Annotated in this window: 12 protein-coding genes; 10 read left to right on the forward strand and 2 right to left on the reverse strand. The window is 74.0% G+C overall.

Annotated elements, in window-relative coordinates; translation table 11 throughout:
- Nucleotides 1–70: 70 nt before the first annotated feature.
- Both glgX and treY read left to right on the forward strand, forming a co-directional pair.
- Entirely contained in the window at nt 71–2,200 is a 2,130-nt protein-coding gene (glgX, locus tag ACQUSR_RS06820) for a glycogen debranching protein GlgX (RefSeq protein ID WP_431041647.1), read from the forward strand.
- 75 nt (nt 2,201–2,275) lie between these two features.
- On the forward strand, nt 2,276–5,152 hold the full coding sequence (gene treY / locus ACQUSR_RS06825) for a malto-oligosyltrehalose synthase (RefSeq protein WP_431041648.1): 2,877 nt from the start codon (nt 2,276–2,278) through the stop codon (nt 5,150–5,152).
- Here the strand turns inward: treY and ACQUSR_RS06830 are convergent.
- On the reverse strand, nt 5,115–6,152 hold the full coding sequence (locus tag ACQUSR_RS06830) for a LysR family transcriptional regulator (protein WP_431041649.1): 1,038 nt from the start codon (nt 6,150–6,152) through the stop codon (nt 5,115–5,117). The two genes, treY and ACQUSR_RS06830, sit on opposite strands and share 38 nt — an antisense overlap.
- A 116-nt stretch (nt 6,153–6,268) precedes the next feature.
- Between ACQUSR_RS06830 and lpdA the strand changes: the two genes are divergently transcribed.
- Nucleotides 6,269–7,717, forward strand: coding sequence for a dihydrolipoyl dehydrogenase (lpdA, locus tag ACQUSR_RS06835; RefSeq protein WP_431041650.1), 1,449 nt, complete (start codon nt 6,269–6,271; stop codon nt 7,715–7,717).
- Here lpdA and ACQUSR_RS06840 read toward each other — a convergent pair.
- Nucleotides 7,683–7,946, reverse strand: coding sequence for a hypothetical protein (locus ACQUSR_RS06840; protein WP_431041651.1), 264 nt, complete (start codon nt 7,944–7,946; stop codon nt 7,683–7,685). The genes lpdA and ACQUSR_RS06840 overlap by 35 nt on opposite strands.
- Nucleotides 7,947–8,070: 124 nt before the next feature.
- Between ACQUSR_RS06840 and ACQUSR_RS06845 the strand changes: the two genes are divergently transcribed.
- From ACQUSR_RS06845 to ACQUSR_RS06875, 7 genes are all read left to right on the forward strand, one after another.
- Nucleotides 8,071–9,537, forward strand: a complete 1,467-nt coding sequence (locus ACQUSR_RS06845; RefSeq protein ID WP_431041652.1) for a histidine kinase — start codon at nt 8,071–8,073, stop codon at nt 9,535–9,537.
- A gap of 56 nt (nt 9,538–9,593) precedes the next feature.
- Nucleotides 9,594–10,400, forward strand: coding sequence for a response regulator (locus ACQUSR_RS06850; RefSeq protein WP_431047420.1), 807 nt, complete (start codon nt 9,594–9,596; stop codon nt 10,398–10,400).
- Between the two features lie 305 nt (nt 10,401–10,705).
- The gene (locus ACQUSR_RS06855) at nt 10,706–11,623 is read left to right on the forward strand and encodes a GNAT family N-acetyltransferase (protein WP_431041653.1); all 918 of its coding nucleotides are present in this window, start codon (nt 10,706–10,708) and stop codon (nt 11,621–11,623) included.
- A 117-nt stretch (nt 11,624–11,740) separates the two neighbouring features.
- Nucleotides 11,741–13,495: a malto-oligosyltrehalose trehalohydrolase gene (treZ, locus tag ACQUSR_RS06860; protein ID WP_431041654.1), complete on the forward strand. Its 1,755-nt coding sequence runs from the start codon at nt 11,741–11,743 to the stop codon at nt 13,493–13,495.
- A 184-nt stretch (nt 13,496–13,679) separates the two neighbouring features.
- Nucleotides 13,680–13,973, forward strand: a complete 294-nt coding sequence (locus ACQUSR_RS06865) for a hypothetical protein (RefSeq protein WP_431041655.1) — start codon at nt 13,680–13,682, stop codon at nt 13,971–13,973.
- Between the two features lie 143 nt (nt 13,974–14,116).
- Nucleotides 14,117–14,512 (forward strand): hypothetical protein, encoded by a 396-nt coding sequence (locus tag ACQUSR_RS06870; protein WP_431041656.1) that lies wholly within the window; start codon nt 14,117–14,119, stop codon nt 14,510–14,512.
- Nucleotides 14,513–14,570: 58 nt separating this feature from the next.
- A complete protein-coding gene (locus ACQUSR_RS06875; RefSeq protein WP_431041657.1) occupies nt 14,571–16,817 on the forward strand; it encodes a hypothetical protein in 2,247 nt (748 codons plus the stop codon).
- Nucleotides 16,818–16,859: the final 42 nt, after the last annotated feature.

Consider the following 16,859-nt stretch of genomic DNA (forward strand, 5'->3'; position numbering starts at 1 on the left):
CTTCCGCCCCGGGGCCGCAGCCCCTCACGCGTCCTCGCGGCGCCTGGAGCAGAAGTGGAAGAGTCGACGTATGCAGGTCTGGCCTGGACAGGCTTACCCCCTCGGCGCCACGTACGACGGCGCAGGTACGAACTTCGCGGTGTTCTCCGAGGCCGCCGAGCGGATCGAGTTGTGCCTGCTGCACGACGACGGTTCGGAGACGGCGGTGGAGCTGCGCGAGAACGACGCGTTCGTGCGGCACGCCTACCTGCCCGGGATCATGCCGGGCCAGCGGTACGGATTCCGGGTGCACGGCCCGTACGAGCCGGAGCGCGGGCACCGCTGCAACTCCGCCAAGCTGCTGCTCGACCCGTACGCCAAGGCGATCAGCGGGCGCGTCGGGTGGGGTGAGGAGGTCTACGGCTACCACTTCGACCGGCCCGACCGGCGCAACGACCTGGACTCCGCCCCGCACACCATGACGTCCGTGGTGGTCAACCCGTACTTCGACTGGGGCGACGATCGTCCGCCGCGCACCGACTACCACCGCACGGTGATCTACGAGGCCCATGTCAAGGGCCTGACGATGCTGCACCCCCGGCTGCCGGAGGAGCTGCGGGGAACGTACGCGGCGCTCGCGCACCCGGCGATCATCGAGCATCTGACCGAGCTGGGCGTCACCACACTGGAGCTGATGCCGGTCCACCAGTTCGTCCACGACCACCGGCTGGTCGACGCGGGGCTCGCCAACTACTGGGGCTACAACACCATCGGCTTCTTCGCGCCGCACAACGCGTACGCCTCCTGGGGCGACCGCGGCCAGCAGGTGCTGGAGTTCAAGTCGGCGGTACGGGCGCTGCACCAGGCGGGCATCGAGGTCATCCTCGATGTCGTCTACAACCACACGGCGGAGGGCAACCACCTCGGGCCGACGCTGTCCTTCCGGGGGCTGGACAACGCCTCGTACTACCGGCTCGCCGAGGACCAGCGCTACTACATGGACACCACCGGGACCGGCAACTCGCTGCTGATGCGGAGCCCGCACGTGCTCCAGCTCATCATGGACTCGCTGCGCTACTGGGTCAGCGAGATGCGGGTGGACGGCTTCCGGTTCGATCTGGCGGCGACGCTGGCGCGGCAGTTCCACGAGGTCGACCGGCTGTCGTCGTTCTTCGACCTGGTGCAGCAGGATCCGGTGGTCAGCCAGGTGAAGCTGATCGCCGAGCCCTGGGACGTCGGCGAGGGCGGCTACCAGGTCGGCAACTTCCCGCCACTGTGGACCGAGTGGAACGGCAAGTTCCGGGACACCGTACGGGACCTGTGGCGCGGCGTGCCGCGCACGCTCGCGGAGTTCGCCTCCCGGCTGACCGGCTCGTCCGACCTCTACCAGAGCGACGGCCGGCGGCCGCTGGCTTCGGTCAACTTCGTCACCTGCCACGACGGCTTCACCCTGCATGACCTGGTGAGTTACGACAAGAAGCACAACGAGGCCAACGGCGAGGGCAACCGCGACGGCGAGAGCTACAACCGCTCGTGGAACTGCGGGGCCGAGGGCGAGACCGACGACCGGGGCGTCCAGGCGCTGCGGGAGCGCCAGATGCGCAACTTCATCGCGACCCTGATGCTCTCGCAGGGGGTGCCGATGCTCAGCCACGGCGACGAGTTCGCGCGCACGCAGGCCGGCAACAACAACGCGTACTGCCAGGACAACGAACTGGCGTGGGTGCACTGGCCGGACCCGGTCGACGGGGCGGACTCCCCCGCGATGGAACTGATGCGCTTCACGCGCTCCCTGGTGTGGCTCCGTCGCGACCACCCGGTCTTCCGGCGCCGCCGGTTCTTCCATGGGCGCCCGGTGGAGGGCACGCACGACGACCTGTCCGACATCGTGTGGTTCACCCATGAGGGGGACGAGATGCGGCAGCGGGACTGGCAGGCGGCACACGCCAAGTCGCTGGTCGTCTTCCTCAACGGCAGCGCGATCTCGGAGCCGGGTCCGCGCGGTGAGCGGATCTACGACGACTCGTTCTTGCTCCTGTTCAACGCGCACCACGAGCCGCTGGAGTTCACCGTGCCGATCGACCACGGCAAGCAGTGGCAGCTCATCGTGGACACGGCGCAGCCGACGGGCGTGGAGCCGGGGAGCGGCCCGAAGGTGGCGGCGGGCGACCGGCTGACGTTGGTGGACCGGAGCCTGGTCGTGCTCCAGCGCCCGGCGTGACGACCGGCGCGGCGGTTCACCCGAACGGGCGAGTCAAGCGCTCACCGGGGCCACCCGGTGGGTACGTATGTTCTTATGACCTCCGACCGCGCCGTACCGCCGCCGGCCCCGCCGACCGCCGCGTACCGGGTGCCGACCGCCACCTACCGGATACAGCTCCAGCCCGCGTTCCCGTTCGCGGCGGCGCGCCAGGCGGTACCCCACCTCGCCGCGCTCGGCGTCTCCCACCTGCATCTGTCGCCGGTCCTGGAGGCGGTCCCGGGCTCCACCCACGGGTACGACGTCGTCGACCACGCGGCCGTACGGGGCGAGCTGGGCGGCGAGGAGGGCCTGCGGGAGCTGGCGGACACCGCGCACGCGCACGGACTGGGGCTGATCGCCGACATCGTGCCGAACCATATGGCGGTGCCCGCGCCCGAGCTGCTCAACGGACCCCTGTGGGACGTGCTGCGGGACGGTCCGGCGTCGCGGCACGCGCGCTGGTTCGACATCGACTGGGGCGAGCACCACGGCAAGGTGCTGCTGCCGGTGCTCGCCGGGCCGCTCGGCGACGAGTTGAAGCACCTGCGGGTGGAGGGCGGCGCCCTGCGCTACCACGACCACGCCTTCCCCCTGCGGCCGGGCACCGAGCGGCTGCCACTGCCGGAGCTGTTGCGAACCCAGTGGTACCGGCTGGCGTGGTGGCGGCTGGCCCGTACCGAGCTGAACTACCGGCGCTTCTTCACCATCTCCGAACTCATCGCCGTCCGGGTCGAGGATCCGGAGGTGTTCGCCGCCACTCACGCCAAGCTGCTCCAGCTGCTGCGCGGCGGCGTGATCGACGGGCTCCGGGTGGACCACCCGGACGGGCTGGCCGACCCGGAGGAGTATCTGCGGCGGCTGGACGAGGCAGTACGGGGAGAGGCGCCGGTGCCGGGGGGCTCGCCGGCGCCGGGAGACTCGCCGGGAGAGGGAGGCTCGCCGGGACGGGGAAGCGGTGCCGGGCATGGCGGCGGTGCCGTACGGGGCCGCGGCGCGATACCGGGCGGCGGTGCGGGACAGGGAAGCGGCGCGATACCGGGCGGCGGTGCCGTGCGGGGGAGCAGTGTCGCGTGGGGAAGCGCTGTCGCGCAGCAGGGCGCGGTGGACGGGCGGTGGACCGTCGTGGAGAAGATCCTCGGCCGGGACGAGCGGCTGCCCCGCGGCTGGCGGGTCGCCGGGACGACCGGGTACGACGCGCTGCACCACATCGACGGCCTGTTCCTCGACCCGGCGGGGTTCGACCGCCTCACAGGGATCTACCGCGAGCTCGTCGCGCCGGCCGACGACGCGGGCGGCGACTGGGCGGCGACCGTGCGCCGCGCCGCGCACGAGGTGCTCGCCCACGACCTGGCCGCCGAGGTCGGCCGTCTGGTGCGCTGCGCCACCCGGCTCTGCGACGCCGCCCCCCGCGCGCGTGACCACGCGCCCTGGGCGCTGCGCACCGCGATCACCGAGCTGCTGGTACGGCTGCCGGTCTACCGGCCCTATGCCTCGCCGTGCGCCCCGGTGGCGGCCACCGACGCGGCGATGCTCGCGGAGGCGGCGCACGGCGCCCGTGCGGCGTTCACGGTGGCGCAGGAGGCGCGGGCGGTGGACACCGTGCGGGACGCGGCGCTCGGACGGCTCGGCGACGGGCCGCACCACCGGGAGTTCTGCGCACGGTTCGCGCAAACGGCCGCCGCGCTGCGCGCCAAGTCCGTGGAGGACAACGCCTTCTACCGCTACACGCCGCTGCTGTCGGCGGCGGAGGTGGGCGGCGATCCGGGGCGGCCCGCCGTCACGGCGGACGAGTTCCACGCGTTCTGCGCCCGGCTGCTGCGCGACTGGCCGCTGACGGGCACCGTGCTGACCACGCACGACACCAAACGCAGCGCGGACGTACGGGCCCGGCTGGCGGTGCTGACCGAATCGCCGCGGCGGTGGGGGCGGCTGGTGCGCGCGCTGCTGGCGGACGCGGCGGACGTGGCGGACGGCGGGGTCCCGGCGCCGGACCCGCACGTGGCGTGGACGGCGTGGCAGACGGCGCTCGGCCTGGGGCCTCCGGAGCACTCCGCGGGTTCGGCGCGGCAGCCTGCCGTCGCGGATGCCGACCGGCTGGTCCCGGCGGTGCTCAAGGCGGTGCGGGAGGCGGGGCTGCGCACGAGCTGGACGGAGCAGGACACGGCGTACGAGGAGGCGGTGGCGGCCTTCCTGGAGGCGGGCCCGTGCGCCGCGCGCGCGGCCGCGTCGGCAGGCGCGGCATCGACAGGCCCGGAGCCGACGAGCCCGGCATCGGCGAACTCGGCGTCAGCGGGCCCTGTTGCGGCGGGCCCGGCGTCGGGCGCTTCGGGCTCAGCTGCCTTCTGGGACTTCGTCGCGTTCGGCCGTGACCTCGCGGGGCCGGCTCGGGCGAACTCGCTCGGCGCTGCGCTGCTGCACCTGACCATGCCGGGCGTCCCGGATCTGTACATGGGTACCGAGCTGCCGTATCTCGCCCTGGTCGACCCCGACAACCGCCGCCCGCCGCGGTTCCGCCCGGACCTCCTGGCGGAACTGGACGCCGGATCCGGCGAGTGCGGGACTCATCGGGAGCGCGGGGAGCGCGCGGAACCGGAGGGCCTGGCGGCCGAGAAGCTGCTGGTGACCGCGACCGCCCTGCGACTGCGGCGGCGGCAGCCGGCGTGGTTCGGCGCCTCGGGCTCGTACACCCCGATCCCGGCCGAGGGCCGGGCCGCCGCGCACTGCGTGGCCTTCGCCCGGGCGGAGGAGGCGATCACCGCCGTCACCCGGCTGTCGCTGCGGCTGACGGAAACCGGTGGCTGGCGCGACACCGCCCTTCCGCTGCCGCCCGGACACTGGCGGGATCTGCTGACCGGGCGCACGGCGGAGGGGCGCTGTCCGCTCGGCGCCCTCTTCACCCGGTTTCCCGTGGCGCTGCTGGTACGGGTCTGACTGGTACGGGTCTGCGTACTGCCTCTCCGGCACCGGCGAGTTCCAGGCCGCCGGCCCGGCCGCAACTGGTGGAAATGCCGAGGTCGGACGGGACGGGCCGCACCGAGGGGTCGTCCACGGCGGCGCACGGTTGTTCCGGCAGGCGCGGCAGCCCGTCGACGAAGGCGGCCGCCACACCCGAGAGTTCGACCCGGGAGAACGCGGTCAGCTCTCGGCGCCACGGCGGATCGACGGGCACCGTGGCGCACTCCACCCCGGCCGCGATGTGCGCGGGTGCGGCGACGACGCCTCCCCCGGCGGCCGCGATCCGCACGGCCGTCGAGGTGTGCTGGGTACGCACGGCCGTGCGGGGGGCGAACCCGGCCTGCTCGCACATCCAGTCCAGGAACAGCCGCCCCTCGATGGCCGGCTCCATCTCGCAGCGCACCCAGTCCCGGTCCGCCAGGTCCTCCAGCCGCACGGCCGCGCGCCCCGCCAACGGGTCGTCCGGGGGCATGACGAACACGATCTCCTCCTGCCCGAGGGAGACGACCGGCCCGCTCCAGGTCCTCGGGCGGGGGCCGAGGGCCACGTCGGCCACACCGCGCTCCATGCGCTCGCGCAACTCCTCGGGAGTGGCGTACTCGTGCAGGACCAGACACACGCCCGGGTGCTCGCGCCGCCAGCGCGCGAGCACGGGGGGCAGCACGCCGATCGCGACCGAGTGCACCGTCGCGACGTGCAGTTCGCCACCCGTCGCCGCGGCCGCGGCCCGCGCCGCGCGCCGGGCCTGCCCCGCGCTGCGGACCGCGAGTTCGGCATGCGGCAGGAAGGCGCGGCCCATGGGCGTCAGGCCCACGCCGCGCGGCAGCCGCTCCAGCAGCTCGCCGCCGACCTCCCGCTCCAGCGCCTTGATCTGGTGGGAGAGCGCGGACTGGGTGACGTTGAGCACGTCGGCCGCGCGCGTGAAGGACGCCTCTTCGACCACGGCCAGCAGATATTCCATCTGCCGCAGGCTCATCGCCGCATCGTTCTCTCCTCCTTCGGTCCGCGCGTAGGTCGTCATGCACGGAATTCATCGGTCCTATAGAAACATTGCCTTGGACTCATGGCCCTGCCGCGGCGGAGGGTGGATCCATGCATGAGACAGACGTCATCGTCATCGGCGGCGGAACCGGCGGCTACAGCACCGCGCTGCGCGCCGCCGCCCTGGGGCTCGAAGTCGTTCTCGCGGAGCGGGACTTGGTCGGCGGCACCTGTCTGCACCGGGGCTGCATCCCGAGCAAGGCGATGCTGCACGCCGCGGAACTCGTGGACGGGATCGCGGAGGCGCGGGACCGCTGGGGTGTGAAGGCATCCGTGGACGCGATCGGCTGGCCGGCGCTCACCGCGACACGGGACGACATCGTGGCCCGCAACCACCGCGGCCTGGAGGGGCATCTGTCCCACGCGGGAGTGCGGGTGGTACGCGGCTCGGCCGCCCTGACCGGGCCGCGTACGGTGCGGATCACGACGGGTCCCGCGGCGCCGGACGAGGTGCGGAACGCCACCGGCCCGGCGCCGGAGGAGGTGTGGACGGCCCGTCGCGGCATCGTGCTGGCCACCGGGTCCAGGCCGCGGACGCTGCCGGGACTGGAGCCGGACGGCCGCCGGGTGGTCACCAGCGACGACGCGCTGTTCGCACCGGGGCTGCCGGCCTCCGTCCTGGTGCTGGGCGGCGGCGCGATCGGCGTGGAGTACGCCTCGCTGCACCGCTCGATGGGCGCCCGGGTCACGCTCGTCGAGGCGGCTGACCGGCTGCTGCCGCTGGAGGACACCGACGTCAGCCGCCATCTCACGCGCGGCCTGAAGAAGCGCGGCATCGACGTACTGACCGGCGCCCGGCTGGAGGGCGCCGAGACATACGACAACGGGGTGCGGGCCACGGTCCGTACCGCGCGCGGCGAGGTCCGCACCGTGGACGCCGAGCGGCTGCTCGTCGCGGTGGGCCGGGTCCCCGTCACCGACGGGCTGGGGCTTGCGGCCGCCGGACTCGGCCCCGACGCACGGGGGTTCGTCGCCCCGGCCGACTGGTCGCGGCTGGAGACCGCGGTCCCGGGCATCCATGTGGTGGGCGATCTGCTGCCGCCGCCTTCCCTGGGTCTGGCGCACGCCTCCTTCGCGGAGGGACTCCTGGTGGCCGAGACCCTCGCCGGACGCCCACCCCGGGCGGTGGAGTACGCCGCCGTGCCCCGCGTCACGTACTCCAGCCCGCAGACCGCCTCCGTCGGGCTGTCGGAGGCCGAGGCGCGGACGGCAGGCCGGGACGTCGTGGTCAACACCATGCCGCTGACGGCGTTGGCCAAGGGCATGGTGCACGGCCAGGGCGGCATGGTGAAGGTCGTCGCCGAGCGCGGCGGTGCGGTGCTCGGGGTGCACCTGGTCGGCCCGCACGTCTCGGAGATGATCGCCGAGAGCCAGCTCGTGGTGGGCTGGGACGCCGAGCCGGGCGACATCGCCCAGCACATCCACCCGCACCCGACCCTGTCGGAGGCGGTCGGCGAGGCGTTCCTCACCCTCGCCGGGCGGGGTCTGCACCAGGTATGAGCCCGGCCGGGGCGCGCCGCCGCGTGAAATCGCCGACCAGCGTGGGGACGCTGAGCAGGACCAGCCCGGCCAGGGCCACCGCGAAGTGGGCGTACCCCTCGTGGCCTTCGAGAAACGGCAGATTCTTCACGGGCCCCCAATAACCGAACCAGCCCGTCCATCCGTGGACCAGCCCGACCGCGCCATGCAGCAGCACGAGGAGGCCCACGACTTCCGTTGCTTTCTTCATGACAACGACGCTACGGGCGCCGGGCGGCGGCCGGATCAGCCGAAGGTATACGGCCTTTCGACTTTGGTCGCCGTCTGGTTCCTCAGCATTCCGTGCCATCCGGGCGGTCAGTAGATTCGGCGCCATGGACGGCTCAGGAACAGCGACAACCATCGACGGCGGACCCGCCGCCTCCGCGGAGCAGCGCGGGCCGCGCCGCACGGCCCGCGACTGGGCCGTCGACCTCGCCTGCTGCACGGCCGCGGTCGCGTTCTCCGTCGCGACGTCCGGGCCCATCGACCGTGACCCGGCGGTATCCGACAACCAGCTCTTCGCCGACCTGATGGTGGGCGGCGTGCTGGGCTGCGCCGCGCTGTGGCTGCGCCGGCGGCATCCGGTGGGGCTGGCGGCCGCGCTGCTGCCGGTTTCGGCCGTCTCGCACTTCGTCATCGGGCCGCTGCTGGTGGCGCTGTTCACGGTCGCGGTGCACCGGCCACCGCGCACCACCGCGTTCGTCGGCGCGGGCGCGATGGCCTTCTCCCTCATCGGAGGTCTGCTGCACGATGACCCGGAGCTGGACTTCGCCGCATCGACACTGTTCGGCGCCGTCATCTACGGCTGCGTCATCGGCTGGGGCCTGTTCGTGCGTTCCCGGCGGCAGCTGCTGGAGTCACTGCGGGAACGCGCCCGGCGAGCGGAGGCGGAGGCCGCGCTCCGCGCCGAGCAGGCGCAGCGGCTGACCCGGGAGCGGATCGCCCGCGAGATGCACGACGTGCTGGCGCACCGGCTGTCGCTGCTGAGCGTGCACGCGGGCGCGCTGGAGTACCGCGCCGACGCCTCGCCCGACGAGGTGGCGCAGGCGGCGGGGGTGATCCGCAGCAGCGCGCATGCGGCGTTGCAGGACCTGCGCGAGGTGATCGGGGTGCTGCGGGCCCCGTACGGGGAACCGGCGGACGGCGCGCCGGAGCGGCCGCAGCCGACCCTCGCGGACCTGCCCCGGCTGGTGACGGAGTCCCGGCAGGCGGGCATGCGGGTGACCCTGCGGAAGGCACCGGACGGCGAGGGTCCGCCCGCGGTGCCGGGCGGCACGGCTCGTACGGCGTACCGAATCGTGCAGGAGGGCCTGACGAACGCGCGCAAGCACGCGCCGGGAGCCGAGGTGACGGTCACGGTGACGGGCGCGCCGGGCGAGGGCCTGCGGGTGGAGGTACGCAACCCGCTCCCGGCTGCGGACAGCGCCCCCGCCGCCCCGGCCCCCGCCGCGCCCGACGCGGCACAACCCGGCACCGCCACCGCACCCGGCGCGGCACAACCCGGCACCCCCGCCGCACCCGGCGCGGCACAACCCGGCACCCCCGCCGCACCCGGCGCGGCACAACCCGGCACCCCCGCCGCACCCGGCGCGGCACAGCCAGGCACCGCCACCGGGCACCACGCCACCGCTCGCAGGTCACAAGGCGCCGGTGGCGCGCCCGCCATGGCCATCCCCGGGGCGGGGGCCGGGCTTGCCGGGCTGGCGGAGCGGGCGACGCTCGCCGGTGGGCAGCTGGAGTGCGGGCATGCATCGGACGGGGGCTTCCGGCTCCACGCATGGCTACCGTGGCCCGCATGAGTGCCTTCGCCGACGCGTCCACGCCTTCGCCCACCGCCGCGCCTTCACGTACCACCATGCCTTCGCCCACCCCCTCGCCTTCGTCCGCCGCCACGCCTTCGCCCACCGCCTCGTCCGCGTCCTCGCCCGTCCCCGCCCCCTCCTCGTCGCCCGCCCCCTCGCCGTCGCCGTCCGCCGCCCCCGCCCCCTCGTCCTCCCCCGCCCCCGTCCGGCTGCTGCTCGTCGACGACGACCCACTGGTGCGGGCCGGGTTGCGGCTCATGCTCGGAGGCTCTCCCCGCATCGAGATCGTCGCCGAGGCGGCCGACGGCGGCGAGGTCGCGGCGCTGGTGGACCAGCACGCCCCGGACGTGGTGCTGATGGACATCCGGATGCCGACGGTGGACGGGCTGTCGGCCACCGAGGCGCTGCGGCGCCGCGAAGACCCCCCGGAGGTCGTCGTCCTGACCACGTTCAACGCGGACGAGCACGTGCTGCGAGCGCTGCGCGCCGGGGCGGCGGGCTTCCTTCTGAAGGACACCCCGCCCGCCCAGATCGTCGCGGCCGTGACCCGGGTGGCGGCCGGCGACCCCGTACTGTCCCCGGCCGTGACCCAGCAGCTCATCACCCACGTGGCCGGGTCGGAACGGGATCAGCGACGGGACCGTGCCCGCCGGCGGCTGGACGGGCTGGGCGAGCGGGAGCGCGAGGTCGCGGTCGCGGTGGGCCACGGCCGGTCCAACGCCGAGATCGGGGCGGAGCTGTTCATGAGCATCCCGACGGTCAAGACGCACGTGTCGCGCATCCTCACCAAACTCGGTCTCAACAACCGGGTGCAGATCGCGCTCCTCGCCCACGACGCGGGACTGCTCGACAGCGAATAGGCGCAGACGAACGAGTCGGCGCAGACGAGCAAGCGAAGACGGGTCAGCGACATCGGGTCAGCGACGTCGGGTCAGCCCGAAGTCGAGTCAGCGAATAATCGCTGGACACCCGGCCCTTGGCGCGTCTACGGTGCGGTGACGCCCGTGAGCAGAGCCGGAAGGAGGCGAGAGCGATGAACACCCTGTGTGTCACCCCGTCTGTGCGCTCCCGCCCCACCCTCCGGGCGTCCCGTCGCTGATCCTCAGCGATCACTGATCCTCAGCGATCCGGGAGCGTGTCATCTCCCGGAAGGATCCTCATCCTCATGACCGAGACGACCGAACTGGTCATCCGCGCGCTCACCGAACACGACGCGCACCTCTTCCACACCCTCCCCGACCCCGGCTTGGTCGGCCGTGCCCGTTTCGGCCACACCTACGCGACGCGCGACGCGGGCGGTGAGTACCGCCCGGAGTGGACCTGGGTCGCCCTGCGCGGTGACCGGGCCGTGGCCCGGGCCGCCTGGTGGGGCGGCCCGGACGACACCGAACCGAAGGCCCTGGACTGGTTCGACTTCGCCGACGGCGAGGCCGACGCGGCCGCGCGGCTGCTGCGTACGGCGCCGCTGCGCGCCGAGTACAGCCTGCTGCTGCCGCCCGGCTGGCGCGACGAGCCGGCGGTACGGGCCGCCGCGCAGGCCCGGATCGACGCCGCGACCGCCGCCGGTCTTACGCCGCTGGTGGAGCGCTTCCGGTACGAGTGGACGACCGGCGACGGGCTCCCGGAGCGGCCGGGCCGGCTGGAGTTCCGCGCCGAACCGGACGACGCGGCGATCGCGGACGTCCTGCGCCGCGTCCACCAGGGCACCCTCGACGCGCACGACCGCCGGACCATCGCCGAGTCGGGTGTGGAGGCGGCCGTACAGGAGAACCTGGAGTTCTTCCACTGGTTCCCCTCGCCCCGTGAGTGGTGGCGGCTCGCCTACACCCCGCAGGGCGACCTCGTCGGCATCCAGGTGCCCGCGCACAACCCCGGGGGCCCCTGCGTCGGCTTCATCGGCGTCGTACCGGAGCAGCGCGGCCACGGCTACTCCTACGACCTGCTCGTGGAGTGCACCCATGACCTGGTCTCCCACGGGGCGACCCGGATCGTCGCCGCCACCGACCAGGGCAACACGCCGATGGCGGCCAACTTCGCGAAGGCGGGCTACCCCGTCAGCCAGGAGAAGATCGACCTGGTCTGACGCCCCGCCACATCACCCCGGGCCGACCTCTCGCGACGCCCACGCCCTGCTGCGATCCCGCCCGGCGTCCCCCAGCATGGTGGGGGACGCCGGGCGACCGCAGATGAGGTGACGTCAGTGCTGTTCGAGGTCTGGGCACCGCACGCCGACCGGGTCGGGCTCCATGTGGACGGCACCACGCACCCCATGGAGCGCGACCCGGACCGTACCGGCTGGTGGCGGGGGGAGGCCCCCGCGCGAGACGGGTCGCGGTACGGCTTCGCGCTGGACGGCGGCCCGCCGCTGCCCGATCCGCGGTCCCGCCGCCAGCCGGACGGCCCGGACGGGCTGAGCGCGGTCGTGGCCCCGGCCGGGTCCGGGCGGGAGCACGAGTGGCCCGGGCGGTCGCCCGCGGGCGCGGTCCTGTACGAGCTGCACATCGGCACCTTCACCCGCGCGGGCACCTTCGACTCCGCCGCCGAACGGCTCGCGCACCTGGCGGAGTTGGGGGTGACCCATGTGGAGCTGATGCCGGTGTGCCCGTTTCCCGGGCGGCACGGCTGGGGCTACGACGGGGTCGCCCCGTGGGCGGTGCACGAGCCCTACGGCGGCCCGGACGGGCTCCGGCGCTTCGTGGCCGCCGCGCACGGCCACGGACTCGGCGTCGTGCTGGACGTCGTGCACAACCATCTGGGGCCCTCCGGCAACCACCTGCCCGCCTTCGGCCCGTACTTCACCGACACCCATCACACCCCGTGGGGCACGGCGGTCAACCTGGACGCGCCCGGCTCGGACGAGGTGCGCGCCTACTTCATCGGCAGCGCGCTGGCGTGGCTGCGCGACTACGGCATCGACGGGCTACGGCTGGACGCGGTGCACGCGCTGTGCGACACCCGTGCCGAGCACTTCCTGGCCGAGCTGTCCGCCGCCGTGGACCGGCTGGCGGCCCGGACCGGCCGGCCGCTGTTCCTGATCGCGGAGTCCGACCGGAACGACCCGTGCACCACCGCCCCGCGGGAGACGGGCGGCCACGGTCTGCACGCGCAGTGGAACGACGACTTCCACCACGCCCTGCACACGGCGCTCACCGGCGAGTCGCAGGGCTACTACGCCGACTTCGCGGCGGACCCGGCCGCCGCCCTCGCCAAGACGCTGGCCTCGGGCTTCTTCCATGACGGCACGTACTCCTCGTTCCGGGGCCGCGCGCACGGCAGGCCGCTGGACCGGCGCGCCACCCCGGCGGCGCGGCTGCTCGGCTACGCCCAGACCCACGACCAGATCGGCAACCGGGCCCAAGGCGACCGGCTGTCGGCCGGCTGCTCCCCCGGACGGCTGGCATGCGCCGCCGCGCTGGTGCTGTGCGCGCCGTTCACCCCGATGCTGTTCATGGGCGAGGAGTGGGGGGCGGGCACGCCGTGGCAGTACTTCACCGACCATACGGACCCGGAGCTGGCCGAGGCCGTGCGGACCGGCCGCCGCCGCGAGTTCGCCGCCCACGGCTGGGCCGAGGCGGAGGTGCCCGACCCGCAGGATCCGGCCACCCGGGACCGTTCCTGCCTGGACTGGTCGGAGCCCGGCCGAGAGCCGCACGCCTCGGTGCTCGCCTGGTACCGGCGGCTGATCGCGCTGCGCCGCGGGGAGCCGGCGCTGTCCGATCCGGGCTGGGAGTACGGAGCGCTGGCGGCCGGGCGGGAGGGCACGGTGCACTTCCGCCGCGGCCCCTTCCATGTGGCCGTCAACCTGGGTGCCCGGCCCGCCGCGCTGCCCCTGGGCCCGGGGTCCGCCGGGGCGCGGGTGGTCGCCGCGTGGCGTCCGGTGGACGCGCCGGACGCGGCGGGCGTACTGCGGCTGCCTCCCGAGACGGCAGTGGTCCTCGACGGCGGCGGTGCGTAACAGCGCGGCGCTGCGTATCGGCGGCCTCAAGGGCGGCGGCCCCCGGCGGTGGCGGCCTCGGGCGGCGGCAGCCCTTGCGGCCGGGAGGCCCCGGCAGGACGCTGGAAGGTGACGCGGCCGCGCCTGTGTGCGTGCGCGGACCGGGCACCGGGGCGCGGCGGCGCGTGCCGAAGGAGTGAGAGTCATGCGTACGCTGCTCACCGCCCGGATCCACACCGAGGCCGGCAACGAGGCGATCAGGAACGGCACGATGCCGGAGGCCCTGAAGAAGACCATGGAGCGGCTGAACCCCGAGTGCGCCTACTTCACCCCGATAGGGGGCCGCCGGACCATTCTGATCGTCTTCGACATGAAGGAGTCCTCGCAGATGCCCGCCATCGCGGAGCCGTTCTTCCAGGAACTGGACGCGGAGGTCACCTTCCAGCCGGTGATGAACTACGACGACCTCCAGAAGGGCCTGGCGGCCTTGCAGGGCTGACCGCCTCGCCCCCTGGGGGCGTGCTCATAGGGCCACGATCGGGCCAGCTGCGGCGACTTTCAGCCATTGTCACACAACGTACGGCAGTGATCACACCGCTCCTCTAGCGTGATGCCCGCATCCATGAGGGAACGGGGGGACACATGGATCCCATCACTGCTGCCGCCGCGGCGGGGGTCGCGCTCGTGGTCAAGGGAGCGCTGGAGTCGGCGGGCCAGGAAGCGGGCCGGTCGGGCTGGAGCGGCGGCGCCCAGCTGATCGAGCGGATCCGCACCCGGTTCCGGGGTGACGGCGACGCGGAGGGCGCGCTCGACCGCGTACAGCGGAGCCCGGAGGACGACGACGCGCGGGAACTGCTCCAGCGGATGCTGCACGCCCACATGCTGCGGGACCACGACTTCGAGTCGGACGTGCGCCGGCTGGTCGACGAGGCGGTGGCGGCCCGGGGCGGACAGGCCCAGGTGAACGCCGCGGTCATCAAGAACGCCCAGGTCTTCAACGAGAAGGTCGAGATCCAGGGCGACTGGAACATCTCCTGACAGCACGAACCAGCGCGCGAGTCCACGAGCTGGATCACGAGTTAGAGATCACGAGTTCATGAGCGAGGAACCACCGGCGGACGAGGCGCCGCCGGGTGCCGGGGCCGCTGCCGCCCCGGCCGCCGCGGACAAGGGCGCCAAGGCGGAGCCGAGCCCGGCCGGCGAGGACGGCGACGGCCCGGTCAGTGAGTCGGACGCCCTGCGCGACCTCACGCGGGGCGGCGGCCAGGACGAGACCGAACGCTCCGAGGCGGTACGGGCGAGCGCGATCGCCGATCTCATCGCCGAGCGGCTGAACGCCGACTCCTCCGGCACCCGGATCGGCACCCTGGCCCTGTTCAACGAGTCCGTCAGCTTCGGCGGGGGCTTCCATACCGGCGGCCGGACCGCGCCCCCGCCGCCGGGTGCCACCGCCACCGTGCCACTCGACGCGACCGAACTGGCCGGGTACACCGACCTGTATGTGGAGCCCGAGCACTACGGCAAGGCGCTGGACACCCTCTGCGAGCAGCATCTCCTGGTGCTGACCGCGCCCCCGGGCAGTGGCCGGGAAGCGGCCGCCGTGAACCTCCTCGCCGAGGCGGTGGCGATGAGCGGCAGCGCCGACGGCGTCTGCCACCGTGTCCTCGACCCTTCGCTGGTCACCTCTCCCGACTGGGTGCCACCCGCTGAGGACAGCGGGTATCTCGCCGTGCTCGACGACACCGACCCGGGGAGGCGGCCGCTGGGCGCGGCCGGGCTGCGCGGGCTGGCCGGAGCGGCCGCCAGGCTGAAGGCCGCACGGAGTCATCTGGTGCTCGTGGGCGGCCACGATCTCGACGTGGCCGCCTCCGGGCCCGGCGCGGAGTCGGTCGCCCGCCATCGACTCGCCGCCGTGGACCCCGTGGCCGTCGTGGAACGCCGCGTGCTGGGCCACGGCGCCGCCCCCGAGGCCCGGAGCGAGCTGCACGCGCTGCTGGAGAGCTCCGGAGCCGCGACGGCCCTGCGTGAGCGGCTCTCGCCCACGCACGCGGTGCGGCTGGCCTCGGTCATCACCGGCGGCGGCGACCTGCCCGCGGCGGTGGCCGCGCTGCGTGATCCGAGCGACCAGGTGGCCGCGTGGTTAAGCCGCCATCGTGAGCCGGAGTCCATCGCGTTCGCGCTGGCCGCGGCCGTGCTGGAGGACAGCGGCTACCTCACGGTCGCCGACGCCGCCATGGCGTTGCGCCGCGCACTGGCACCGGTCGACGAGGCACCGCCCGACGTCCGGTTCCGGGAGCGGCTCCGGCACGAGCAGCCGTGGATCGAGGTGGTCGTCACGGGCCACGGCACCACCGCCGCCGGTCCGCCATGTGTGCGTTTCCGCAGCGCGCTGCTGCGGCAGGTGGTCCTCGCCTACGCCTGGACGACCCTCGACGGCCGCCGGGAAGCCGTGCTCGGCTGGCTGCGCGGTCTGCTCGTGCACGGCGATCTGGAGGTACGGGCACGTGCGGCCGTCGCGGCCGGGGTGTTGGTGTGCGCCGATCACCACTACGCGGTGCACCGCTTCCTCAAGTCCTGGGCGGGCAGCTCCTCGTGGCCGGTGCGGCAGGCCGCGGCGACGGCACTCGGCGTGGCCGGCAGCAGGCCGGAGACGGCGGAGGCCGTCTGGGAGCTGCTGCACGAGTGGGCGAGCGGCGGCGCCGGCGCGCAAGGGCGGAAGGTGGCCGGTACCGCGGCGAACGCCGTCGGCGGGCTGCTCGGCAGGAAGGCGCCGCGGCGCGCGCTGGAGGTGCTGCGCGCCGCGCTCGACCGCCGGGACGACTGGGGCACGCTCACCCCGGTCGCCTGGAGCGGGGTGCACCTGCTCCACCAGGGCAGGGCGGGCCAGGTCCTGGACGCCTACCTGGACTGGTCCGCACCGCGGGATCTCTCGCCGATGGTGGTCAAGACGCTGTCGGCGTTCGTCTTCGCGGTGTCGCAGCCGTACGAGGAGAGCGCCGCGGGCGGTGCCGAGCCCCCGCGCGGCGCGGTGCCCGGCGTGCCGCTGCTGCTGAGCGGCCTGCCCGAGCACCGCACGCGGCTGGCGGAGCTCTGGGCGCGCGCGCTGGCCCGCAAGCCGGTCCAGGACCCGGCGCTCGACGCGCTGCGGCAATGGATCGACGACCACACCGACCGCTGCCCCGGTGCCCTGGACCACGTGCGCGCACTGCTCGTGGACATCGCCCGGAAGCCCGGCAAGCACCGGGAACGGCTGCTGTGGTGGCTCATGAGATGGGCCAACGACCGGGAGCGCCCGTCCCGGCACTCCGCGTCGCTGTACAGCGCCGTGGACCGGGCGGGCTGATCAGGTGGCCGGGGTCCCGGACACAGGACCGAACGCCGAGTT

This window comes from Streptomyces sp. P1-3 (genome assembly GCF_050613155.1).
Lineage (GTDB): Bacteria > Actinomycetota > Actinomycetes > Streptomycetales > Streptomycetaceae > Streptomyces.

Excerpts from the sequence above, each read along its gene's own strand:
- ACQUSR_RS06870 (WP_431041656.1), top strand. The coding sequence starts at position 14,117 with ATGGATCCCATCACTGCTGCCGCCGCGGCGGGGGTCGCGCTCGTGGTC.
- glgX (WP_431041647.1), top strand. The coding sequence starts at position 71 with ATGCAGGTCTGGCCTGGACAGGCTTACCCCCTCGGCGCCACGTACGAC.
- lpdA (WP_431041650.1), top strand. The coding sequence starts at position 6,269 with ATGCATGAGACAGACGTCATCGTCATCGGCGGCGGAACCGGCGGCTAC.
- ACQUSR_RS06850 (WP_431047420.1), top strand. The coding sequence starts at position 9,594 with ATGCCTTCGCCCACCCCCTCGCCTTCGTCCGCCGCCACGCCTTCGCCC.
- ACQUSR_RS06875 (WP_431041657.1), top strand. The coding sequence starts at position 14,571 with ATGAGCGAGGAACCACCGGCGGACGAGGCGCCGCCGGGTGCCGGGGCC.
- treY (WP_431041648.1), top strand. The coding sequence starts at position 2,276 with ATGACCTCCGACCGCGCCGTACCGCCGCCGGCCCCGCCGACCGCCGCG.
- ACQUSR_RS06840 (WP_431041651.1), bottom strand. The coding sequence starts at position 7,946 with ATGAAGAAAGCAACGGAAGTCGTGGGCCTCCTCGTGCTGCTGCATGGC.
- ACQUSR_RS06830 (WP_431041649.1), bottom strand. The coding sequence starts at position 6,152 with ATGAGCCTGCGGCAGATGGAATATCTGCTGGCCGTGGTCGAAGAGGCG.
- ACQUSR_RS06855 (WP_431041653.1), top strand. The coding sequence starts at position 10,706 with ATGACCGAGACGACCGAACTGGTCATCCGCGCGCTCACCGAACACGAC.
- ACQUSR_RS06845 (WP_431041652.1), top strand. The coding sequence starts at position 8,071 with ATGGACGGCTCAGGAACAGCGACAACCATCGACGGCGGACCCGCCGCC.
- ACQUSR_RS06865 (WP_431041655.1), top strand. The coding sequence starts at position 13,680 with ATGCGTACGCTGCTCACCGCCCGGATCCACACCGAGGCCGGCAACGAG.